Consider the following 22329-nt stretch of genomic DNA (forward strand, 5'->3'; position numbering starts at 1 on the left):
ATCTGACGGATGGTTCGGTACCTATCGGGATGAACAGGTCACAGGTACCCGATCGTCTTCCGAGGCACGCACCGCTCCGGGGCAATTGTCCATGGGGATTTGACCATCCCGGTGATGCGGAAGGTTCTGGCCCGTGGAACTGCACCGGCTCGCCGTTCCCGGCGGGCCATATGGGCCGTCCGGGTGGTGGAGATCCCCACCACCCAGTCCAGGCCGCGTGCCTCCAGGCCCGGGCGGAACGCGGCGGCGTCGCCCTACCCGGCGTCGGCGACGGCCAGGGGTACGTCGATGCCCCGGGAGAGGGCCTCGTCGAGCATGTCCGGGGCCAACTGCCACTTCTCGACGTGGCCGACGTCGTCGGGGATGCCGCACGCGGCGCGACGGGCGACCTCGGCCGGGTCGGCGTCCGGCGAGGCCGGGTCCCAGCCCCTGGGCAGGAACAGCCGCCGGTCCATCGCCGTCGAGGCGTGTCGGGAGGCCATGTGCAGCGATACCCCGACCCGGCAGTTGGTGACCTTGCCCGCGGTGCCGGTGTACTGCCGCGAAACGCACGGCGAGGCGGCGCCGTCCTCAAGGAACCCGGTGTTGTGCCCGTACAGCGACGACGCGCGAGGGGCGGGTGCGCGGGAGCCGCGCGCCCGCCCCTCGTACCCCGCTACGCCCGGACCGGGTCCGGTGCCGCGTCCGGGCTGCTCGGTGCCGGAGTCGGCGCGGTCGACGTGCCGCTCTTGACCAACGCCATCACCGCGATCCCGGCGACCACCCCGACGACGCCGGCCAGTGTCACCACCGCGTCCAGCCCCGAGACGTAGGCATGTTGCGACGCCTCTTGCCCCGCCCCCGTGCGCAGCGTCGGGATCGTTCCCCCGCGCCCACCCGCGAGGGCCTCGGCCGCGTCATGCGCATCGCCGATTCCGGCGTCATTCAAAACCGACTCGGCCTTGCTCCGAAACACCACACCTGTGAGCGCGATCCCCAGAGCGAAGCCGAGTTGACGCAACGTGTTGAGCGCCCCACCGGCCATGCCGGCCTGCTGCGGCGGGACCACGCCCAAAACCGCCCCGGACAGCGCGGGCGTACCGAGCCCCACTCCCACCCCCGAGACGGCCAGGCCCGGCACGAGGGCCGTCCAGTCGTCGCCCGCGCTCGTGAGGCCGAGCAGCAGCGCGCCGATGCCGATCAACACCAGCCCGCCGCCGATCATCCAGCGCGGTGCGACCCCCCGCAGCTGCAGCCGCCCGGCGAGTGCCGCGACGACGAAGGCCGTGCCCGCCATCGGGGACAACATCAGTCCGGCCTTCACGGGGCCGTGGCCGAGCTGCGACTGGAGCCACACCGACACCTGGGGGAAGTACGCGAACGCCGAGAACTGCAGGGCGAGTCCGGCCAGCAGGATCCCGCTGAAGGAAGGGTTCCGCAGCAGCCGGAGGTCCAACATCGGCGCCGCGACCCGGCTCTCGATCACCACGAAAGCGATCAAGGCCGCCGCCGCGCCACCCAGCGCGAGCCACACCCCCATGTCGCTCCAACCGCTCTCCCCCGCCCGGATCAGGCCGTACGTCAGCACCCCGGCCGCTCCTGTGAACGCCGCCATCCCCGGCAGGTCCACCCGCGTACCCGACACCCCGCGCGACTCCCGCAACATCCGCGACGCGAGCACCAGCGTGACCACGCCGACCGGGATGTTGACCAGGAAGATCGACCGCCACCCCACCTGCTCGGTCAGGATTCCGCCGACCACCGGCCCCAGCGCGGCCGACGCGCCCGAGACGGCACCCCACACGCCGAACGCGATGCCCCGGTCACGGCCCTGGTACGCCGAACCGATCAGCGCGATCGAGGTCGCGAAGATCGCCGCGGCGCCGATGCCCTGGAGCACCCGCGCCGCCACCAGCGTGCCGATGCCGGGCGCGAGCCCGCACAGCAGCGAGGCCAGAGTGAAGACCAGCACGCCGAACAGGTACACCTTCCTGCACCCGATGATGTCGGCGAGCGCACCGGCTCCGAGCAGGAGTGCGGCCAGTGCGAGTGCGTAGGCGTCCATCACCCATTGCAGATCGGCGTACGACGACCCCGTGCTGTTGGCTATGTCCGGCAGTGCGACGAGCACCACCGTTGTATCGATGAGGAGCATGAACGCTCCCAGGCTCACCGCGATGAGCGGCCCCCACTTACGCATGGTGCGCTTTCCTTCCGGAAGTTCCGTTGCGCGCACCACCATGCAATGAGTGCCCGGAGGCCACCTATCGACCGGAAATTCAAATGGTTCCATTCGAGGACATAACGCACGTGTCGACCACCGAAGCAGCCGCGAACGACGCGTGGTTGGTGCTGTCCGCGGCAAAAGGACCGGCGTTGTGTGGGTTCGGGCTGCGGTCTCGGGACGTCGGGCTTCGCCGGTGTCGTCGAGCGGCACGCGCGCTTCCGGATTCGGCGGCTGCTCGCGTTCGGCGAGCCGCCTGAGCTTGGCGCGCGCCCTGGACAAGTCGGGACCGGACCGTGCCGACCGGTACGCCGAGTGCTTCGGCGGCGGCCGAGTCCAGGCCGGCCCACACGCACAAGGCGATGACGTCGCGTTCATGACGGCGCAGCGCGCCGAGCAGCGACTGGACCGGGCGATGGTGCGGGTGTCGTCGATCCGTTCGACCAACACGTCGGCGAAGTCGGGCACCACCTGCTCGCGCGGCAGCCTGGCGAGCACCGCCTGATGTCGTCTGTTCGTCCGGCGGTTGTCGTGGGTGACGTTGCCGGCCACGCCGAGCAGCCACGGCCGCAGCGACCCGCCGTCCTCGGCGACCCTGCCGCGCAATCGCCACGCCTCCGGAAAGGTCGGGGCCACCACGTCCTCGGCGAGCGCCCAATCGCCGATCAGACGGAAGGCGTGGTTGTAGACGGATCCGGAGTGCTCGACGAACAACTCCTCGAAGGCGCGCGGATCTCCGGCTCTCACCCCCAACCCATGGGGGAAATACGCCTAACGTGTCGGCGTCTCGCCGGAAACGGCGACGCCGGCCCGGTGGAAGTCCTGCACGGCCGCGGCGGTCGTGTCCGAGGCGACGCCGACCGAGTAGTCCAGGAGTACGCGCGCGCGAAACCCCGCCGCGACGGCGTCCAGCGCGGTCGCCCGTACGCAGTGGTCGGTGGCGATACCCACCACGTCGAGGTCCTCCACCCCACGAGCACGCAGCCAGTCGGCCAAGGGGGCGCCCTGGGCATCGAAGCCTTCGAAGCCGCTCTTGGAGGCGCTGTGGGCGCCCTTGAAGAAGACGGCGTCGACCTTGCCACCGGTGACGACCGGGGCGAAGCCGGGATGGAACTCGCCGCCCGCCTCCCCTACCACGCAGTGGACCGGGAAACTGTCCCGGAAGTCGGGGTCGTCGGAGAAGTGGGTTCCCGGGTCGATGTGGTGATCCCGGGTGGCCACGACGTATGCGTAGTCGCCGCCCGCGCTTCGCTCGACCAGATCGGCGATCGCCGTGGCCAGGCGCGCCCCACCGGCGACGGGAACGCTGCCTCCTTCACAGAAGTCGTTCTGCACGTCCACCACGATCAAGCCCCGGCTCATCACGGTCACCCTTTCGCCCGACGAAACAACAGGAAGACGACGTCGCGCCGGAACAGCACGGACGGTTCCTCGTCACCCCCGCGTTCTACCAACCGTCTCGCCACCGCCGCGGGCTCGACAGGCCCGCCTCACCCACACAGCCGACGAATTTCACCCCGGACCCGACGGTTCCGCGGCGAACACCGCGGTGCCGTGGCCGCGGGGGAGAATGTCGGCGGGGTGGTGCCGCGGCCGGTCGGGTCGTGGGCCGTCGCCGACTTGCACCCGCCGATCGCGCCGGCGATCGTGGCTCGCCGGGTCGGTGTCCGAGTCGCCGGACCGACTGCGGCCGAAGCTCCGGCCGAATGGCGAACCGCGCTCGCGGCTCCGGGAGTCGCACGGCACGGTGGGCTTCCGGAAACAACTGTAATCGGCCGAATGGCGTCTGTTCGCGGGTGGGTGAACGTCAATAGGCTGAGCGACCTTCGCGTTCTGGGGAGGTCTCGTGAACGGTCTCCGTGCGTTCATCGTCTGCCTTGTCGTCGCGTGTGCCGCAGTGGTGTCCCCGGTTGTGGTGGTCTCCCCCGCCGCGGCCGTGCCGCGGAGCTGGTCGGCGCTGCCGGTGCCGGCGGCGGCCCCACCGGTGATCGTGTCCGATCTCGCCGCCCGCGGGCCGGGCGAGGCGTGGGCGACGGGGTACGAGTACGCCGCCGATGAATGGCGGCCGATCTTGTACCGGTGGGACGGCACGACGTGGAGCCGGGACACGACCATCCCCGGCGCCGGTGAGCCGGGCTGGCTCGGCAAGATGCAGTTCGTCGGCGAGGAAATGTGGATCCTCCACAGCCGCGCGGGGGTCGTGGAGATCCTGCGCCGATCGGCGGGCGGGTGGAGTGCCGTCCCGCTGCCGCAGGAACTGTGGACCTATCAGGACTTCGCCGCGGTACCGGGTGCCGCGTGGGTGATCGGCGAGGACGACACCGGACTGAAGGTGTTGCGCTACGACGGTTCCGGCTGGACCACCCAGTCCACCCCGGACGGTGTGCTGTACCTGATGGGGATCACCGCGCGTACCGCCACCGACGCCTGGGCTTGGGCGGACACCGACACCGGGACCACCGTCCTGCGCTGGGACGGCACGGCGTGGCGGGACGCGAAGGTATCGCTGCCGCCGAACAGCAACGTGCACACGATCATGCTCGAACCGTCCGGCCGGGTCACGATCGGCGGCAGCCGGTATACCGACGGCGTGGCCCGCACGTACCTGATGACCGGGAACGGGCACGCCTGGCACACCACTTACCCACCGTTGGGCGACACCGACACCGAGGCCATGGTGCGCGGTCCGGACGGCGCGCTGTGGCTGCCGGTGCGCAGCGACCGCGCGTTCCAGTCCCGGTACGCACGGGTGGACGGCCTGCGCACCACCTTCTCCTACGGCCCGGAGCGCACCAACGCGATCGACGTCAAACCGCGTGCGCTCGCGAGAGCGGGGTCCTCACTGCTGTCCTTCGGGACCGTCGAGATCTACGGCTCGAAACCGAACCTGATGAGCGAGCGGCTGGGAGGCTGACCATGGCACGCAGACTTCTCGTCGCGGCCCTCGCCGTCGCCGTGACCATCGCGACGACCATGGGCTCGGCCGGGGCGGAACCCCCGTCCTGGCAACCCGTTCCGGTCCCGGCACAGGTACGTCCACAGGCCGGGCTGAACGAGGCCGTGGCGTTGGGGCCGGACCGGGCGTGGGCGGTGGGTGCCGACGCCGTCGGTCGCGAGGCGCCGGGCTTCCCGCTGATACTGCGCTGGGACGGAAGCGCGTGGCAGCGGCAGAGCCTGCCCGGGATCGGTTGGCAGGGAGAGTTGCTGTCCATCGCCGCGACCTCACCGACCGCGGTCTGGGCGGTCGGCCGCGACTCGGCGGGCGGCGCCCACCTGCTCCGCTTCGACGGCATCGCCTGGTACGAGAGCCGGCCGCCGCGCGGTGTCGCGCTGACCAAGGTCGTCGCCGGCGGCGGTGAGACCTGGCTGATCGGTTCGCGAAACGGCGCGCAGGTATTGCTGCGCCGGCACGGGAACGGCTGGCGGGACGTGCCGGTGCCGCCGGGATTCGTGTACGGCCTGCACATCCTGGCGGCCGACGACGTCTGGGCCGCGGGCGCCACCGACTCGGGTGCGACCGTGTCGCACTGGAACGGGCAGACGTGGCGGCAGACGATCGTGGACGGGTTCCCTCGGTCGGCCGTGGGCAGTGTGCTGGCGGTCTCGCCGACGGAGGTGTGGGCCGGTGGCACGGCCGGGTTCGTCGGCGGGCCGCCGGGCCGGCCGATTCCGCCACTGCTGGTCCGCTGGGACGGGCAGGCGTGGAGCAGGGTGGCCGTGCCCACCGACTTCGGCTCGATCAGCTCACTGGCACCCACCACTTCCGGCGCGCCGATCTGGGTCTCGGTGGCCCGCTCGCAGAAGTGGGGCCCGCCGGGCAGCTATCCGCCGCTTGTCCCCGGGCCGGATTTCCTTGCCTGGAACGGACAGTCGTTCACCGAGTACAGCGAACCGGCGGTGGCCGGGGAGGGCGATTCCCGGGTGTTCCTGCTGGCACCGGTACCGGGCACGGCGACGGTCTGGTCGGTCGGCCGCGCCGACGGCCCCGAGGGCACCTTCGCCGCACGCGTCCTGCGCTTCGGCTGAGATGACGAACGGGGCTCCGCCCGAAGTGGACGGCCGAGTTCGTGAGATCGGCCGCCGCCGAGTCGCGTGCGGTTGGTCATCCCACCCGCCGAGGCGTTCGGCGCCACGCGGCCGAACGAGACCCTCGTGTATGTCGTCGACCTGCCGGCCGCGAGCCGATCAGGGCGGCTGCCGCGTCTTCGGCCGGTCACCGAGGTCTTGTTGGGGTCGGGCCCCGGCGAAAAGTGGCCACGCACGCGATGCACTACCTCCATGTGGGCGATCGTTGTCCCTCGCGCGCGGGGAACACGCCATTTGTCCCGCGGTGCACGCGGAGTTCCCGGCGTTCGGGTCGTGCTTCGGCATGTGCCGGCGAGGGATGGGTAGGGACCCGGGCATTGTCGGGACCGAGCCGAGGAGATTGCATGACGGCATTGCCGCGCCGAATACGGCGTCCCCTTCCGCGTAGCGGCGGCATCCTCGACGGTCGCTACCGCCTGGGGCAACTGCTGGGCGCGGGCGGTACCGCCGATGTCTTCCGGGCCGTCGATCTGCGACTGCGGCGGGAGGTCGCGGTCAAGATCTTCCAACCCGGTACGTGCGCGGTGACGGCGGAACGGTTCTGCCAGGAGGCGGTGCTGCTGGGTCGGTTGACGCATCCTGCCCTCGTCACGGTGCACGATGTCGGTTGGCACGAGAGTTGCACATATGTGGTGATGCGCCTGATCAGGGGCGTCACCCTGCGGGAGCACATACTGGACGGCCCGCTGACGAGCGACCGGGTGGCAAGGCTCGGCGTGCGACTGGCCTCGGCGTTGGAACACGTACACGCGGCCGGCATCGTGCATCGGGACGTGAAGCCGTCCAACGTCCTGATCGGTCCCGGCGACGCCGCGTACCTGGCGGACTTCGGGGTCTCGCGTCTCGTCGACGAACCCACCCGCTCCACACCCGGCACGATCGTCGGCACCATCCCCTACCTCGCGCCCGAACAGATCCTCGGCCAGGGCTCCGGGCCCGCGTGCGACGTGCACGCCCTCGGCCTGGTTCTGCTTGAGGCACTGAAGGGCGAACGCGAATATCCGGGAGCCTCCCTCGATGCCGCCCTGACGCGCTCACTGCGCTCGCCGCACATCCCGTCCTACGTGCCCGGCGAACTCGCCTCCGTGATCGAGGCGATGACCCGAACCGACCCCGCCGCCAGGCCCGGCGCCGCCGACTGCGTCCGCCTGCTCGAAGCCGCCGCGTCGTCCACGCCCACGTCCGGCGCGCCGCGCGTACCCGAAGCCACGACCCGCCACGCGTCCGTCGGCGAGGTCTCCGCGTCCGCCTCGGCCTCGACCTTGGCCGCATCCGGTACGAAGGTGGTGCGGCGGAGACGACATCGCCTGCTGACCACAGGGGTGGTCGCCGGCATCATCCTGGGCGCGACCGGGGCGACCATGGCGGTTCTCGACAACCACGCCGCCCCGGACGCGGACAACAGCCGTCCGGCACCGACCACCGAGCCCCTCCCACCTTCCACACAGTCCCTGCCCCCGCCCGCGGCGACCCCGACGACGGCTTCCACCCCCACGCCCTCGGCGCTACCCACGCGCGCGATCGCTCCCCCTCCGCCCCGGGGCACGACCCCCTTCGTCGACAACCAGGTCTCCTCCCCCACCGGCGACGAGTCCCCGACCCGAGGCTCGAACAGCAAGGAGCCGAAGATCGACCCCAAGACCAAGGAGAAGAAGAACAAATCCGGTGAACCTCCCGACAAGGCGGAGAAGTAGACCCGGACCGGACCCGACCCGCCCCGGACACTGGACCCGACCCGCCTCGAACGACGGCCGGAATGCCGTCGGCTGGACGGCTTTTGCCGCCTCGGGTCAGCCGCCCCGAGCCGGCGGCGGCTCCGTGGCGCCCTTGCCCATCGACGACTTCGTATGTGCATAGCGGCCGTAGAGGTGGCCGATCTTCAGGCCCAGGTGCAGGGCGAGACGGTCGCTGCCGCGGGCGAGGTTCACCTCGCCGATCTCCTCGATCCTGGCCAGCCGGTGGTAGAGCGTGGTGCGGTGTACGAGCAGTTGCTCGGACGACGCCTTGACGTCCCCGGCAAGGTCCAAAAACGTCTCCAGTGTGTCCAGGAGTTGGCCGCCGGCGTCGTGCTTCGCGAGCTTGTCCAGGGCCGGATGCAGCAGGTCCAGGGCCGCCTGTTCGACGTTGAGCTCCGCCAGCAGGCGGTAGATGCCCAGTCGGGACCACTCCACGATCGGATCGAGGCCGAGCACCCGGCTCACGCGTACCGCCTGTAGCGCCTGCCGGTACGAGGACTGGGCGTCGACCAGGGCCGCCACCGGATCGCCGATGCCCACCCGCGCGCTGCGGACGGTGTCGCGGCCGAGGCCGTCGAGATAGTCCGCCTGCACCTGGGCGGCCAGGTCCGTCGCCCGCAGGTCCCGGTCGACGGCGACGACCAGGAGTGCGTGGTGGGGCCTGGTCAGGTGCAGGCTGCGCCGGGTGGGGAGCAGCCGCCGGGCATGGGTCAGCGCCAGGTCCGCGGTCGCGGTCCGGTCCGCCTCGCCGGCCGGTTCCGAGGTGTCCAGAACGAGTACTTGGACCGGGCGGTCGATCTCCAGCAGCGCGTCCTCGGCGAGGCCGCTGACTGCCTGGGTGCGGATGGCGGCGTCGTCGTTGAGCAGGTCGCGCAGAAGTTCGCGCCCACGGGCACTCTGCAGGTCGGACACGAGACCGGCGCGGTAGATGACGTCGGCGGCCTCCGAGGCCGACTGTTCGGCGAAGTCCAGCTGCTCGTGTGTCAGCGATCCGTCGGGGTCGATGATCCACAGGTAGCCCAGGTGGAGGGTGCGGAAGCGGATGGGCACGCACACCCGGCTGAGCATCTGCAGGTCCGAGTTGGCCGGCAGCCGCACCCAGCCGGTGGCGTGTTGGATGCCGTGCCGGTGCCCCCACCCGATGGCCTCGTCGTTCGCCCGGCGGCGCAGGATGGACGCCAGCCGTTGTTCGTCGACGGCGCCGTAGTGAGGGCTGTGCGACTGCAGCCGCATCCTCGTGTCGTCGATGGCCACCGACCGTCCCAGCCGCTCGCCGACCCGATCGGTGAGCCGTTGCAGCTCACTCATGCGATCAGTGTGTATCGGACGTCAACCCCTGTCGGTCGTGAGGTGGCCGGGATCGCGGCACCCTGCGCGGGTGCCGCTGCCGGCACGTGGTCATCCGGCCGGCGATACCACCGGCTCGGCCGCGCCGCCGACATCGCGGACATCGCCGAGTGCGGAAGCGCGGGAGCGTTCGAAGAACGCCCGTACACGCGCGGCCGGTCGAGCATCGGGGCGCCCCTCAGCGCCGGGCCGGCATCGCGGCCAGGACGGACCGCTCGGTGGGGAACGTGCCGGGCGCGAAGCGGTCGAGCCGGTAGTCCGCCGGGTCGATCCAGGTGCTGCCGCCGTCGAGGATCAAATCCGCCATCATCCGGCCCAGGCCCGGCCCGTGGGTCACCCCGGCCTCGTTGTCCCCCGTGACGACGTGTACTCCGCGCACGCCGGGGACGGGTCCGGCGAGGAAGCGTCGGTCCGGCGTCATGCACGGCACCCCCTGGAGCCACCAGCCGACCGAGGTGTCGTGTGCGGGCACCAGCTTGCGGAGCCTGGGAGACAGCAGTTCCGCCAGCCGTTCGACCAGCTGCCCGGCGTGCGGCCGGCCGCCTTCGCCGAGGGCGCCGTCCAGTTCGAAGAGCGGCGCGTAGCCGTCGCCGTTGCCGTAGGTGAGGCCGCCGCGGTGCTCGCGCAGCCACAGGCCGTACAGGTCCGGAACCATCACCGTCGGCATGTCGGCGCCGACGCCGGACGGGGGCGAGATCACCCTGGTGGCCACCACGCGCATCAGCGGTGCCCGATAGCCCAGCGCGGGGACCAGCGCATTGGTCCAGGCGCCGCATGCGAGGACCACCGACTTCGCCGTGATGTCCCCCGCCGCGGTACGCACGCCCGTCACGGCCCGGTCCGAGGTCAGCAGCCCGGTCACGCGCGTGTGGGTGCGCAGCACGCCGCCTCCGGCCACCAGTCGGTCGGCGAGTGCCCGGGTGGCGCGGCCCGCGCTGATCTGGATGCCGCCGGGATGCAGGGCCGCGCCGACCACGGACTCCGCGGACAGCACGCCCCCGGTGGCCTCTGCCGTCTCGCGCGGGGACAGACCTCGGGTGCCCGGGGGCGCCGAGGCGTGCCCCACGACGGGCTCGACCCAGCGCCGCCAACCGTCCTCGGTGGTCGCGGCGTAGAGGTTGCCGTTCACCCGGTGGTCGATCGACGCGCCGTGTTCGGCGAGGTCGCGGTAGTAGTCGATGCCGTACTGCTCCAGGGTGAGCTCGCCGTCGGTGAAGAAGTCCGCGTAGCCGGCCGCCCACAGGCCCACGAAGCCCGCGCCCGCGCCGGAGGTGCCCGCGGCCGGTGTGTCCGCGTCGACCACGACTACCCGGCCGGCGTTGCGGTCGAGCAGATGGCAGGCCACCGAGAGTCCGAGGACCCCCGCCCCGACCACGACGATGTCCGTTTGTGCCCTGTCCGCCATGGCGATTCCTTTCCGGAGGAGGGAAGTTCACGAATCAAGGCCGGGCACCGATCACAGCCCGGCCCCGGCGAGCATTTCGGCGTACGCCCGATGGAACGCGGCCACGGACGACTCGTCATCGGACAGCGGTCCCGGCTCGAACGACCGTGATCGCACGCCGAGTTGGGTGCGTTCGCACAGCGCCCAGTCCTGGCGGTTCGTCCGGTCCCAGACTTTGATCAGATTGTCGAGGTCGTAGTCCACGTCCGCTTCGGCGTCGCCGCGCACCAGCCACTGCATGGTGACCTCGGTCCGGTCCACCGAGATCGGGCGGTCGCGCAGCACCACGGCGTAGTCGGGCGAGCACACGACGGCGAACGTGGGCTTGAGGTGCAGGGCCACCGTGTACGGCTCGCGTCCGTGGGCGAACTCGCCCATCGGCTTGGCCGAGGCGGGTCGGCCGTCCACGGTCAGCGAAGCGGCCCCGGCCTTGAGGGTGAACCTGGCGTACTGCACGCGGTTGTCCGCGCTGCGGTGGAGGTCGCCCGGATCGGCCTGCGCGGACCCCGCGCCCGTCACGTCGAACGCCTTGAGCAGTTCGGGGTGGTTGGCGGTGCAGTGGTAGCACTCCTGGGCGTTCTCCCAGACCAGTTTCCAGTTCGCCGCGACGTCGTAGGTCACGCTGTGCGCGACGGTGGCACCGGCCAGGTCGAAGGGGGCGATGAGCGGCTCGCCGACTCCCAGCAGGTCTTGCGGTGACGGGCCGGGGTCGGCGGCCAGGCTGACGAAGACCAGTCCCTGCCAGGTCGCCACATGGACCCGGGGCAGCGGGTGCCGCGCGGAATCGAAGTCCGCCGGCATCTTGGGCGCGCCCTGGAGGGAGCCGTCCATCCGGTACGTCCACTGGTGGTACGGGCACACCAGGCGGCGCGCGGAGCCGCAACCGGGGTCCACCAGGCGGGCCCCGCGGTGGCGGCACACGTTGTGGAACGCGGCGAGATCGCCCTCCGCGGTCCTGGCCACCACGATGCTCTCCCGGCCACTCTCGACGGTGAGATACCGGCCCGGCGCGGACAACTGTGACACGTGTCCGGCCGGCAGCCAGGTCCTGTCGAAGATCGCGTCGACCTCGCGCTCGAACAACTCCTCGCAGAGGTAGAGATCGCGCGGGATGCCGAGACCGCGTTCGATCTGCGTCCGCATGATCGCACTCGCACCGTGTTGATCGACGGTCATATCGCCCGATCCTCCTTGTCGATGTCGGCGGACGTGGTCCGGCCGTCCAGAAACGAGCCCACGACCGCGAGGCAGGTCCCCGCGTTGGATTCGTCGAACATGATGTGGCCGTTGCGGTTGAAGGTGATCCATTCGCTGTCGCGGATCCCGTCGACGAGCGTCCGGTTCGCGGCGGGGCCCGACATGTCGCGGCCGCCGTTGAGGATCAGGGTGGGTGCGGTGATCTCCCCGAGCCGCGGCCCGGCGTCCCAACCGCGCAGCGCGCCCGTGGCGAACCACAGGCGGTCTCCCCACAGCCCCACGCCCGCCGGCCCCGGCGCGAGGGCCTCCGTCATGCCCTCCAGGGCCGCCGCCGCGTCGTCGTTGGTGGAGTACGCGGCGAGCCATCGCCCCACGGCCGAGCGGAACAGGGGATCGCCGTGGTCGGCCAGGACGTCGGCGGTCAGCGCGGCGACCGCCTCGTGCGTCGGCAGCAGGTCGAGGATTTGCCGCAGGAAGTCGGCGGTGATCGCGGCGGCGCTGGAGGCGGTGTTGGACAACACCAGACGACGCACGCGGGCAGGGTGGTCCAGGGCGTATTGCAGGGCGAGCATGCCGCCCCAGGAATGCCCCAACACGTCCACGCGCTCCGCGCCGAAATGCGAACGAACGGCGTCGACGTCGGCCGCCGCCTGTTCGACGCCCCAGGTGTAGGAGTCGGGTGGCACCTCGGAGCCTCCGGTGCCGAGTTGGTCGAAGGTGACCACCGTGCGGGTGGGGCCGGCCAGCCGGTGCAGTGGCTCCAGGTAGCCCGCGCCGTCGCCCCCGGGGCCGCCGTGCAGGACGAGCAGCAGGCTCCGGCCCGCGCCGCCGACCGTGCAGTGGAGCTTGAAGCCCTGTGCGGTCGTGATCTTTTCGGTCCTCATCGCCTGCCCCCCGGTACTCATCGGGTGCCTCCCCTTCCGTCGTCGCCGACGATCAGCAGTTCGCGCGGCAGCGACGACAGCAGTCGCGCCCCGTCGTCGTCGAACACCACGGTGTCGACCATGGCCACGAAGGCGCAGCTCTCGAAGTTGGTGACCAGCCCGTTCTCGATCACCTCGTCGGTTTCCCGGTCCGTGCTGGACCAGCAGAACTCGCCGACCCAGTCGGGCGGGAAGGACACGCCGAGCTCGTAGCCGCCGGCCCAGCCGTCGGCGGTGACGCCGGCGTCCGCGTAGTACTCGCGCAGCGCGCGGTTCAGGGTTCGAAACGGCAGGCCCGGCCGGGCGGTGGCGGTCAGCACGTCGTGGGCGCCGGCCACGATCCGGGCCAGCGCGGCCAGTTCCCTCGGTGGTTCGCCGAAGTGGAACGGGCGTGTCGCGCGGGCGTGGTAGCGGTGTACGGCCGCGGCGACGTCGGTGTGGAAGTGGTCGCCGTGTCGAAACGGCCGGCGGCTGCTGCTCCCGTGCAGCATCGGCATCGGGGCACCCGCGGCGATGGTCTCGTGCATGGCCGACGGTTCGCCGCCCGCGGCGATCACCGCGCTCATGTAGACGCTCCACGCCTCCAGTTCGGTCATGCCGACGCGCACCCGGCGCCGCAGTTCGCGGATACCTGTGTCGCAGGCGGCCTGCGCGCGTTCGATGACGGCGATCTCGGCCGCGGACTTCAGGCGCCGTGCGGCCCGGACCGCCGCGGTGCCGTCGACCATCCGGTAGCCGTGTGAGGTCAGTGTGGCCTCCACCGCGGTCTGGACCGCGGGATTGGGTACCGAGCTCCACCGTTCGACCCCGACGGTCGCGTTCGGCCGGCCGTGTGCGGCGAGTTCCTCGGCCAGGAAGGACACGAAGTCCTCAAGGGTGATCTCGCCGCCGATGCCGGTGCCCGGGACACCGCGGAACGTCGTCGCGTGGGAGGTGAGATGAGCCAGTTGTTCGTGCTCGGGTGTCTCGATGAGGTATGCCCGGTCGTGGTCGAGGTGCACGATGGTGCACTGCGTGGGCGGGAACCGCGTCGAGGAGTGCGAGCGATACCACCGAGCGTCATATCCGTGCAGCCAGCACATGCCGTCGGGCGAGGACAGGATCAGGATGTCGATGCCCTGCCGGGCCATCCGCGATCGCAGTTCCGTCATCCGCCGGGCGTATTCGGCCGGTTCGAAGGGCAGTTGCGGCGTGCGTTCGGCGAGGCGCTTCTCCTGTCCCCGGATGTAGGCGTCGAGTTCCGATTGCGACGACGTCATGGCGTTCACGTCTGCGACTTCCCGGTGTCGGGGACCGCGAGGGGTCCGTCGGTGCGGCCGATGGTCGGTGCAGCCGCCACCAGCCGCGCGGTGTAGGGATGCTCGGGCGCGTGCAACACGTCCTCGACGGCGCCGGATTCGCGGATGGTGCCCTGCTCCAGCACCGCCACCCGGTCGGCGGCGACCGCCACCACGCCGAGGTCGTGGGTGATCAGCAGCATGGCCAGGCCGAGTTCGCCGCGCAGGTCGGCGAGCAGTTCCAAAATCGCGGCCTGTACCGAGACGTCCAGTGCCGAGGTGATCTCGTCGCACACCAGCACGTCCGGGCCGGCCGCCAGGGCTCGTGCGATCGCCACCCGTTGGCGCTCCCCGCCGGAGAGCCTGCGGGGGTAGCGATCCGCGATGCCGGCCGGGAGCCTGACCTGTTCCAGGAGAGGCCCGACCTCGGCTCGGGCGGCGGCCGCGGACAGCCCGCGGAGTTTGCGGGCGGGCCTGGCCAGTTGTTCGCCGACGGTCTGCCGGGGGTTGAGCGACTCGTAGGGGTTCTGGAAGACGTACTGGATGCGACGGCGCTGGTCGGTGGTCCGGCGGCGGACCCTGTCCGCGAGGGGTTCGCCGCCCAGTGCCACGGTGCCCCCGTCACGGCGGTGCAGGCCCACCAGGCAGCGTGCGATGGTCGTCTTGCCGCTGCCGGACTGGCCGACCAGCGCGAGGCATTCCCCGCTGCCCAGGTCGAAGGAGACGCCCGCTGCGGCGATCACCGCGTCCCTGCCGGTGCGGTGGCTCGCGTGCAGGTCGCTCACCGTGAGCAGCAGGCCCCGCTCGACGGTCGCGCGAGCGGTGCGCGGCGGCCCCGGCACGATCGGCGGGGTGCGGTCGGCGTGCACGCAGCGCACCCGGTGTCCGGTGCCGCTGAGTTCCGGCATTCGCTCGGTGCAGGCGTCGCTTCGTTGCGGGCAGCGGGGGGCGAACGCGCAGCCCTGTGGTCGGTCTTCGACTCCCAGCGCGGTGCCGGGCATGGCGGTGAGCCTGCTCGGCCGGGTGTGGTCGGGGATCGACTGGACCAGGCCCTTGGTGTAGGGGTGTTCGGGCCGGGCCAACAGGGTCGCGGTGGGCCCCTCTTCCACGATCCGGCCCGCGTACATCACCGCGATGCGGTCGGCGAGTCGCGAGACGACGGCGAGGTCGTGCGAGACGTACACCAGTGACGTACCGAGCTCGTCGCGCAGCCTGCGGACCTCGTCGAGCACGCCGGCCTGGGTGATCACGTCGAGCCCGGTGGTCGGTTCGTCCATCACCACGACCGGCGGCTCGCACGCGAGCGCCATGGCGATGGTCACGCGCTGCTGTTGCCCGCCGGAGAGCCGGTGGGGCAGCCGGGCGGCGAACTCCGCCGTGCCCGGCAGGTCGACGGCGGTGAGCAGGGCGCCGACCCCGTTCCCGGATGCCTCGTGGGGCCGGCGCATAACGTCCGTGATGGAGCCGCCGATGCGCAGCGCCGGATTGAGTGCCTGCCCCGCGTCCTGCGGAACGTAGGACACCTTTTTGCCGCGCAGTCGCCGACGGTCGCTCTCGTCCAGGCGCAGGATGTCCTCGCCCGCGACGAATACCTCGCCGCCGGCGATCCGCGTACCCGGCCGGGCGAAGCCCAGCAGGGCCAGCGCGGTGGTGGTCTTGCCGCAGCCCGACTCGCCCACCAGGCCGAGGATTTCGCCGCGGTCGAGCCGCAGACTCACTCCCTCGACCACGGGTGTTCCGGAGTCGAGTTCCACCCGCAGCCCGACCACGTCCAGCACTGTCGCCCGCGGCGTACCCGTGTCTTCCAGCCCCGCCCGCGCGCTCGATTCTTCGCTCCCCGCCTGCGGCGTGCTCATTTCTTGTCTCCCGACATCGCGTCGCCGAGCAGGTTGATGGCCACCGTCAACAGGCCGAGCATCAGTGCGGGGGCCAGGACCGCCCAGGGGTTGAGGGCGACGCTCATTCCGGCGCGGTTCTCCGAGACCATCAGGCCCCAGTCGGCGTTCGGGGGTTGCAGGCCGAGGCCGAGGAAGTTCACGCTCGCGATCAGCAGAACGGACCATGTGAAGCGCAGGCCGACGTCGGCGGACAGGGTCCGGGTGATGTTCGGCAGGATTTCCCGGCGCAGTACCGAGGAGGAGCTCTCGCCGCGCAGTACCGCGGCCTCCACGTATCCGCGCGCGGACTGGGTGAGGGTGGCCGTCCTGATGATGCGTGCGATGGCGGGGAGTTGGATGACGGCGGTGGCCATGACCACCGCGCCGATGCCGCGGCCGAAGGCGGTGGCGAAGAGCAGGATGAACACCAGCGAGGGGAAGGAGAGCAGTACGTCGACGGAACGCATCAGAAGCGGGTCCGGCCACGAGCGCAGATAGCCGGCCGCGAGACCGACGGTGATGCCGACCGCGTAGGCGACCAGCGTCGCCAGCCCCGCGTACAGCAGGACGCTCTCTCCGCCCGTCAGCAGCCGGGCCAGTACGTCGCGGCCGAGGAAGTCGGTGCCCAGCGGCGCGTCGCCGTCGGGCGGGCTGAAGGGCGGCGCCACGCTCCGGTCCGGGGAGCCGGCGAAGAACGGGCCGACCAGCGCCGCCCCGGCGGTGGCGACGAGCAACACGAGTCCCACGCGGCCGGCGCGGGTCGCCGGCCACCAGGATCGCCGCGGGACGAGTCGTGCGATCAAGTCCGTGGTCATGCCGATCCCCCTACCTCTGCGAGCTTCGGGACGACGAGGAGCACGATCACGTCGGCCAGGATCATCAGCGCGACGTAGATGGCGGCCAGCAGCATCGTGACCGATCTGACCTCGGTGTTGTCGTGAATGGTGACGGCCTGCACCAGCTCGTTGCCGATGCCGGGATAGGCGAACATGTACTCCACGATGAGCAGTCCGCCCACGAGGTACTGCGCGATCAGCGCGAACACCTGGATGCTGGGCGCCAGCGCGTTGCGCAGCGCGTATCGGCGCACCACGCGCGGCTCCGCGATGCCGTTGAGTCGGGCCACCGTGACGTAGTCGGCCGCCAGCGCGTCCAGCATCCCGGCCCGGATCATCCGGATCGCGGCGCCGACGGTGACCCCGACCAGGGTGAGCAGCGGAAGGACCAGCAGGTCGGGTGCTTCCAGGGGACTGGTTCCCGGGGCGATGAGGGAGACCGGCGGCAGCACGTCGAGCCAGGTGAAGAACACGGCGAGCAGTACCGTGCCGAGCACGAACTCGGGCAACGCCGACGGTACGAGGGTGACCGTCGAGATCACGTGGTCCTGCCAACGGCCGGCGCGCAGGGCGACGAGGACGCCGCCCGCGAGGGAGACCGGGACGATCACGGCGAAGGCGAGTGCGGCGAGGGTCAGGGAGTTGGAGAGCTTGCCGCCGACCTGGCTCCACACGCTGACGTCGCTGCCGGTCAGGTAGCTGGAGACCGAGCGGCCGAGGTCACCCTGGAGCAGGCCGGTGAGCCAGTCCCGGTACTGCACCCAAATGGGCTGGTCCAGGCCCATTTCCTGGCGCAGTTCGCGCAGTGCGGGACCGGTCGCGTTGCGGCCCAGCACCGCACTGGCGGCGTCGCCGGGCAGGACCGAGGTCGCGAGGAAGACCAGGACGGACAGCACCAGCAGCGTCCCGGCACCCGCGAGGACGCGACGCACGGCGTACCGCAGCACCGGGTGCACGCCGACCGACACACGGTGCCCCGGCCGGGGGGCGACGTGGCCGCTCACGACGCGAAGTAGACGGTCGTGAGGCCGGCGGGCAACCCCAGGTTGAGGTATCTGCTGGGGGTGATGCCCGCGACCTGGTTCGACATGGCGTCGACGTTGTCGACGTTCGCCCACCACAGGTATCCGCCGTCGTCCCACTGCTCTTGCTGGACCGCGTTCCAGTTGTTCGCCGCCTCCTGCGCGTCGGCGGCGGAGACGGCCCTGTCGGTCAGCTCGGTGGTCTTGCCGTTGTTCCAGTGCGTCTCGTTGCCGGGGCCGTCCGGCAGGATCGCGTACTGGTAGAAGCTCGACAGGCTCGCGAATCCGGCCCAGAGGGTCTGGCCGAACGGTCGTTTCAGGTATTGCACGGTCGGGTCGAAGTACGAACTCGCGTCCACTTGCGAGACATGGACCGTGACTCCGGCGTCGGCGGCCTGCTGCGCGAACAGCGTCGCGGCCTCGACCATTCCGGGCGCGGCGGGCGCGGTCTCCAGGGTGACGGTGAGGCCCCGCCCGTGGCCGGCCTGTGCCAGCAGGGCCTTCGCCCGGGCGATGTCGCGCTTGCGTTGCGGGATCGCGTCGGCGTAGTACGTCAGTCCTCGGCCGAAGAGGTCGTTGCCCACGGTGCCGTAGCCGTAGAGCGCCACGTCGACGAGTTGTTGCCGGTCCACGAGCAGCCGCATCGCCTGCCGGACCCGCGCGTCGTCGAAGGGCTTGTGGTCGACGGCCATGTAGAACCCCTGGGCCGTGATGCCGGGGCTGTCCAGGAGCCGGAGCCCGGCCCCGTCATAGGCCTTGGCCTGGGCGTACGGTATCTGCGCCACCATGTCGATCTGGCCGCCCAGCAGGGCGTTGACCCGGGCGTTGTCGTCGCTGATGGACTGGATGACGAGGCTGTCGACGTACGGCTTGCCGGTGTCCCAGTAGTCGGGGTTGCGGCGGCAGACACTGACCTGACCGGGCATCAGCGAGTCGAAGACGAACGGTCCGGTGCCCACGGGTCGGGAGAAGTCCGTGGCGCCGCTTTGCACGATCCATGTCGCGGCGATGGCCTGCGGAAACAGCAGGTCCGGCCGGTGCAGCCGGACGATCACCGTCTCCGGGTCGGGTGCGGCCAGTCGTGGCAGGTCGACGTTGGTGACGGCGGCCGACAGCTGGTTGCTCGGATCGGACATCCAGTTGAGCGAGTAGATGACGTCCTCGGCCGTGAACGGCTTCCCGTCGTGCCAGCGAACTCCGGGCCGCAGACGGAACGTCCAGGTGGCCGCCGTGTCGTCGGGGGTCCAGGAGAGCGCCAGCATGGGTCTCGGGTTCAGGTCGGGCCCGATGGCCACGAGCGAGTCGAACACCGCGGTGACCCGGGCCACGTTGATCAGCGCGCTCGCCGCCCCGGAGGGATTGAACGACTCCGACTTGCCGGCGCCGACCATGCCGATCCGCAACCGCCCGCCGCGCCGGGGCGGGCCCGCGGGCACGGTGGCCGCCGAGCCTCGCCGTTCACAGGCGCTGAGCGCGCCGCCGAGGCCGAGCAGGAGCCCGGCCGCCCCGGCCCCTCGCAGCACGGTCCGTCGCGAAGGTCCGGAGGCCCGGGCGTTCTGCGCGTGCGAATGCATTGCTGCCTCCCGATGAGTCGTCACTGGGTAGAGGTCAGGGCGCGTTCACTGGTCGAGTGGGTCCCGGGCTCCGGGGGTAGTGTGGTCCGGGGCCGGAGGGATGGGAGTGGGGCCGGCGGCGTTTGCCGGGGCCGTTCCACCCGGAGGCGACCATCGGAATGGTTTGCTCCGGTTCGAGTTCGGCTTCCGCCATTGCTGAAGCGTGCCGGCGGCACGGCCGACTCTCATCGGACAATTGTCGAATTCTGCGCGCTTCGGCGCGACAGATCGTAGCGTCGGCGGCGAGCGAACCGCCGCGGGCATGCCTCGTGGATGACGGCGCCTGCCCGTCCCCCGACGCCACCTCCCTGCTCGCCGACCTCGGCGCCGACGTCGTCAAGGTGGAGGCCCCGGGCATCGGCGCCCCCTCCGGGTGGCCCCCGACCTCTTCGAAGCGCTCAACCGCGAAAAACGCCGGCCACCTCGAATGCCGCCCGTGCGGTGATACTTCGTCAGGAGGCGGCAGGGTCCACGGGATCGACCACGACGAGTTCCTCGATGTGTTCGGTCAGTTGCTCGCGCGCTTCCTGGGGCAGACCGGTGTCCATGATCAGCGTGTCCGCGTCGCCGAGTTGTGCGATCGTGCTGATCCCGATCAGGCCCCACTTGGTGTGATCGGCGACCACGACCAAGCGGCGGGCGGCTCGCACGAGGGCATGATTGGTCTCCGCCTCCAGCAGGTTGGGAGTGGTGAATCCGACGCGCGGGCTGATGCCGTGGACGCCCAGCATGAGCATGTCGACGTTGAGGCTCCGCAACGCCGCGACCGCGACGGGACCCACCAGCGCGTCGGACGGCGTGCGCACGCCGCCGACGATCACCACGGTCTGGTCGGAGCGGCCGGATTGGTGGAACACGTCCGCGACCGGAATCGAGTTGGTGACCACCGTGAGCCCCGGGACGTCGACGAGTTGCCGGGCCAGTGTCCATGTCGTCGTGCCCGCCGACAACGCGATGGCGCTGTTCGGCGCGACCATCGCCGCCGCACGTCGGGCGATCGCCTCCTTCTCCGCGGCCTGGAGCCCGGACTTGGTCACGAACCCCGGTTCCTCGGTCGAGCTGCCGTCCCTCGAAGTGGCCCCGCCGTGCACCTTGGCGATCAGACCCTGCGCGGCCAGCACTTCGAGGTCGCGTCGAATGGTCATGTCCGAGACCCCGAATTTCCGCACCAGCGTCGCGACACGGACGGACCCCTGATCGGCGATCATTTCCAAGATCGTGTTTTGTCGCTGACGTGCCAGCATTCGCGATCCTCTCGCCCGTAGGTAACCAACATATTCCAACATAGCAGTGTTCGTTTCCCGCCCCGCGTTCTACCTCAGGGAAAGATCTTTTATGCGCGCGGCCTTTCCCGCCCGGGGAGAAGCCGTCGCGACAGGGGTGTTACCAAACCGAGTCTTGTTGGTTAATGTTGGAACTGCTAGATATGTGAGTCGCATTACGAGCGAATACCGCGCATCCATGTTCGATTTCAAGATCGACCTTTTTCCCGTGCGCCAGGGGGTTCCGATTCGCACATCCGCCCTTCCGCAGGTCGGAGCGCTTCCGTCGGGTCGATGGGAGCGAAACGTGACGGCCGGGCATGTCGACGCATCGACCATCGAACACACGCGGTCCTCCCGGATCGCCGACATTCACAGGGGCTGACCATGACGCACCGCAGACGCACCCGGCGGAGGGCCGCGATGGTGGCGGCGTTCGCATTCGCCGTGGCGCTCACGGCCTGTTCGTCCGGCAAGGACGAGAACAAGTCCGGATCGCCCTCGGGCCCACCGGCTTCCTTATCCGGCACCATCAAGATCGCCTATCTGCAGAAGCAGGGAGACCAGCAGTACTTCGTGGACGAGGCGGACGGCGCCCGCGCGAAGGCCAAGGAACTCGGGGTCGACCTCAAGGTCGTCAACCTCGGCAACGACACCAACAAGGCCGTCAGCGAAGTCCAGGCGGCCATGGCGCAGAAGTACAACGGTGTCGTGATCGTCGTGCCCGATCCGGCCGTGGGACCGCAGGTCGTCGACATCGCCACGGGCGGCGGCGCACCACTTCTCGCGTCCGACGACCAGATCTGCGTCGGCGGGGCCGACCCGACCAAATGCGCCAAGGACAAGCTGGTCCCGCGCGTGGGCTTCAGCGGCCCCCAGATGGGCACGCAGGTGGGCCAACGCGCGGCCGAGGAATTCAAGAAGGCGGGCTGGACTCCCGCCGACACCGCGATCATCGCCGCCTGGAAGCAGGACGTGACGGTCTGCACCGATCGGGTCGAGGCCGCCCACCAGGCGTTCAAACAGGCAACCGGCGCGGACGTCAAGGTACTCAAGGTCGGCACCGACAACACGCCGCCCGACGCCCAGAACAAGACGGCGGCCACGATGAGCGGCAACCGGTCGGTGAAGCACTGGATCGTGTGGGGCTGCAACGACGAGAACGTGAGTGGCGCGGTCACCGCGCTGCACAACGGCGGCTACGGATCCAACGACGTGATCGGCGTCGGACTGGGCGCCTATCTGGCGTGCAAGGACTGGGGTTCCGGCAAGCCGAGCGGAATGAAGGCCGCGTTGTTCATCAACGGCCACGAGGTCGGCGGCCTGGCCGTGCAGACCATGGTCGATCGGCTCAGGAACGGCAAGCCCTTCCCCGCCGAGGCGTTCGCGACCACGAAGATGGTCGACCCGTCGAACTGGCAACAATCCGGCCTCAAGTGCACGTGACCCGGCCCGGCCCGCGGCCGCGTCGACCCGCCCGCCGTCACCCCTGACGGCACCGCCCGG

The 22329-nt window shown here is 70.6% G+C and carries 16 protein-coding genes and 1 pseudogene; 4 read left to right on the plus strand and 13 right to left on the minus strand.

The features are described 5' to 3' along the window. Window positions 1-164: 164 nt before the first annotated feature. The 3 genes and pseudogenes from A3IC_RS56500 to A3IC_RS0125180 form a co-directional block, all read right to left on the minus strand. Window positions 165-590 (minus strand): annotated as a pseudogene (locus A3IC_RS56500) (transposase); the annotation flags it as partial. A 65-nt stretch (window positions 591-655) separates the two neighbouring features. Beyond that, window positions 656-2917 carry a DHA2 family efflux MFS transporter permease subunit gene (locus tag A3IC_RS0125170; protein WP_245599456.1) on the minus strand — a complete coding sequence of 754 codons (2262 nt, stop codon included), beginning with the start codon at window positions 2915-2917 and terminating at the stop codon, window positions 656-658. A 57-nt stretch (window positions 2918-2974) separates the two neighbouring features. Beyond that, entirely contained in the window at window positions 2975-3565 is a 591-nt protein-coding gene (locus A3IC_RS0125180) for an isochorismatase family protein (RefSeq protein ID WP_026218711.1), read from the minus strand. 484 nt (window positions 3566-4049) lie between these two features. On the opposite strand from A3IC_RS0125180, the gene A3IC_RS0125190 reads away from it, so the two are divergent. From A3IC_RS0125190 to A3IC_RS56505, 3 genes are all read left to right on the plus strand, one after another. Beyond that, entirely contained in the window at window positions 4050-5117 is a 1068-nt protein-coding gene (locus tag A3IC_RS0125190) for a hypothetical protein (RefSeq protein ID WP_026218712.1), read from the plus strand. Between the two features lie 2 nt (window positions 5118-5119). Continuing rightward, complete coding sequence (locus A3IC_RS0125195; RefSeq protein WP_020552838.1) at window positions 5120-6229, plus strand: hypothetical protein; 1110 nt, start codon at window positions 5120-5122, stop codon at window positions 6227-6229. A gap of 404 nt (window positions 6230-6633) precedes the next feature. Continuing rightward, window positions 6634-7983: a serine/threonine-protein kinase gene (locus A3IC_RS56505; RefSeq protein ID WP_020552839.1), complete on the plus strand. Its 1350-nt coding sequence runs from the start codon at window positions 6634-6636 to the stop codon at window positions 7981-7983. Between the two features lie 96 nt (window positions 7984-8079). On the opposite strand, the gene A3IC_RS56510 is transcribed toward A3IC_RS56505, so the two are convergent. The 10 genes from A3IC_RS56510 to A3IC_RS0125250 form a co-directional block, all read right to left on the minus strand. Next, window positions 8080-9333: a PucR family transcriptional regulator gene (locus A3IC_RS56510; protein ID WP_020552840.1), complete on the minus strand. Its 1254-nt coding sequence runs from the start codon at window positions 9331-9333 to the stop codon at window positions 8080-8082. Window positions 9334-9550: 217 nt separating this feature from the next. Then, entirely contained in the window at window positions 9551-10777 is a 1227-nt protein-coding gene (locus A3IC_RS0125210) for an NAD(P)/FAD-dependent oxidoreductase (protein WP_020552841.1), read from the minus strand. A gap of 51 nt (window positions 10778-10828) precedes the next feature. Further along, the gene (locus tag A3IC_RS56515; protein ID WP_020552842.1) at window positions 10829-11992 is read right to left on the minus strand and encodes an aromatic ring-hydroxylating oxygenase subunit alpha; all 1164 of its coding nucleotides are present in this window, start codon (window positions 11990-11992) and stop codon (window positions 10829-10831) included. After that, a complete protein-coding gene (locus A3IC_RS0125220; RefSeq protein ID WP_020552843.1) occupies window positions 11989-12918 on the minus strand; it encodes an alpha/beta fold hydrolase in 930 nt (309 codons plus the stop codon). Before A3IC_RS0125220 ends, A3IC_RS56515 begins: the two co-directional genes overlap by 4 nt. Continuing rightward, window positions 12915-14195: a M24 family metallopeptidase gene (locus A3IC_RS0125225; RefSeq protein WP_063744875.1), complete on the minus strand. Its 1281-nt coding sequence runs from the start codon at window positions 14193-14195 to the stop codon at window positions 12915-12917. The genes A3IC_RS0125220 and A3IC_RS0125225 overlap by 4 nt, the downstream gene beginning before the upstream one ends. A gap of 5 nt (window positions 14196-14200) precedes the next feature. Beyond that, a complete protein-coding gene (locus A3IC_RS0125230; RefSeq protein WP_063744874.1) occupies window positions 14201-16069 on the minus strand; it encodes an ABC transporter ATP-binding protein in 1869 nt (622 codons plus the stop codon). After that, window positions 16066-16905 (minus strand): ABC transporter permease, encoded by an 840-nt coding sequence (locus A3IC_RS0125235; RefSeq protein WP_020552846.1) that lies wholly within the window; start codon window positions 16903-16905, stop codon window positions 16066-16068. The genes A3IC_RS0125230 and A3IC_RS0125235 overlap by 4 nt, the downstream gene beginning before the upstream one ends. Then, a complete protein-coding gene (locus tag A3IC_RS0125240; RefSeq protein ID WP_052173781.1) occupies window positions 16902-17930 on the minus strand; it encodes an ABC transporter permease in 1029 nt (342 codons plus the stop codon). The genes A3IC_RS0125235 and A3IC_RS0125240 overlap by 4 nt, the downstream gene beginning before the upstream one ends. Next, window positions 17927-19522, minus strand: a complete 1596-nt coding sequence (locus A3IC_RS0125245; RefSeq protein ID WP_020552848.1) for an ABC transporter substrate-binding protein — start codon at window positions 19520-19522, stop codon at window positions 17927-17929. Before A3IC_RS0125245 ends, A3IC_RS0125240 begins: the two co-directional genes overlap by 4 nt. Before the next feature lie 491 nt (window positions 19523-20013). Next, on the minus strand, window positions 20014-20805 hold the full coding sequence (locus A3IC_RS0125250; protein ID WP_026218717.1) for a DeoR/GlpR family DNA-binding transcription regulator: 792 nt from the start codon (window positions 20803-20805) through the stop codon (window positions 20014-20016). Between the two features lie 405 nt (window positions 20806-21210). Between A3IC_RS0125250 and A3IC_RS0125260 the strand changes: the two genes are divergently transcribed. After that, a complete protein-coding gene (locus A3IC_RS0125260; protein ID WP_245599458.1) occupies window positions 21211-22269 on the plus strand; it encodes a substrate-binding domain-containing protein in 1059 nt (352 codons plus the stop codon). Window positions 22270-22329 lie beyond the last annotated feature (60 nt).

Origin of the sequence: Embleya scabrispora DSM 41855 (assembly GCF_000372745.1) — a bacterium.
GTDB lineage: Bacteria > Actinomycetota > Actinomycetes > Streptomycetales > Streptomycetaceae > Embleya > Embleya scabrispora.

What these genes read in the sequence shown, in the direction of transcription:
- A3IC_RS0125180 (WP_026218711.1), bottom strand. Translation starts at nt 3,565, where the DNA reads ATGAGCCGGGGCTTGATCGTGGTGGACGTGCAGAACGACTTCTGTGAA.
- A3IC_RS0125195 (WP_020552838.1), top strand. Translation starts at nt 5,120, where the DNA reads ATGGCACGCAGACTTCTCGTCGCGGCCCTCGCCGTCGCCGTGACCATC.
- A3IC_RS56505 (WP_020552839.1), top strand. Translation starts at nt 6,634, where the DNA reads ATGACGGCATTGCCGCGCCGAATACGGCGTCCCCTTCCGCGTAGCGGC.
- A3IC_RS56510 (WP_020552840.1), bottom strand. Translation starts at nt 9,333, where the DNA reads ATGAGTGAGCTGCAACGGCTCACCGATCGGGTCGGCGAGCGGCTGGGA.
- A3IC_RS0125210 (WP_020552841.1), bottom strand. Translation starts at nt 10,777, where the DNA reads ATGGCGGACAGGGCACAAACGGACATCGTCGTGGTCGGGGCGGGGGTC.
- A3IC_RS56515 (WP_020552842.1), bottom strand. Translation starts at nt 11,992, where the DNA reads ATGACCGTCGATCAACACGGTGCGAGTGCGATCATGCGGACGCAGATC.
- A3IC_RS0125220 (WP_020552843.1), bottom strand. Translation starts at nt 12,918, where the DNA reads ATGAGTACCGGGGGGCAGGCGATGAGGACCGAAAAGATCACGACCGCA.
- A3IC_RS0125225 (WP_063744875.1), bottom strand. Translation starts at nt 14,195, where the DNA reads ATGACGTCGTCGCAATCGGAACTCGACGCCTACATCCGGGGACAGGAG.
- A3IC_RS0125230 (WP_063744874.1), bottom strand. Translation starts at nt 16,069, where the DNA reads ATGAGCACGCCGCAGGCGGGGAGCGAAGAATCGAGCGCGCGGGCGGGG.
- A3IC_RS0125235 (WP_020552846.1), bottom strand. Translation starts at nt 16,905, where the DNA reads ATGACCACGGACTTGATCGCACGACTCGTCCCGCGGCGATCCTGGTGG.
- A3IC_RS0125245 (WP_020552848.1), bottom strand. Translation starts at nt 19,522, where the DNA reads ATGCATTCGCACGCGCAGAACGCCCGGGCCTCCGGACCTTCGCGACGG.
- A3IC_RS0125250 (WP_026218717.1), bottom strand. Translation starts at nt 20,805, where the DNA reads ATGCTGGCACGTCAGCGACAAAACACGATCTTGGAAATGATCGCCGAT.
- A3IC_RS0125260 (WP_245599458.1), top strand. Translation starts at nt 21,211, where the DNA reads ATGACGCACCGCAGACGCACCCGGCGGAGGGCCGCGATGGTGGCGGCG.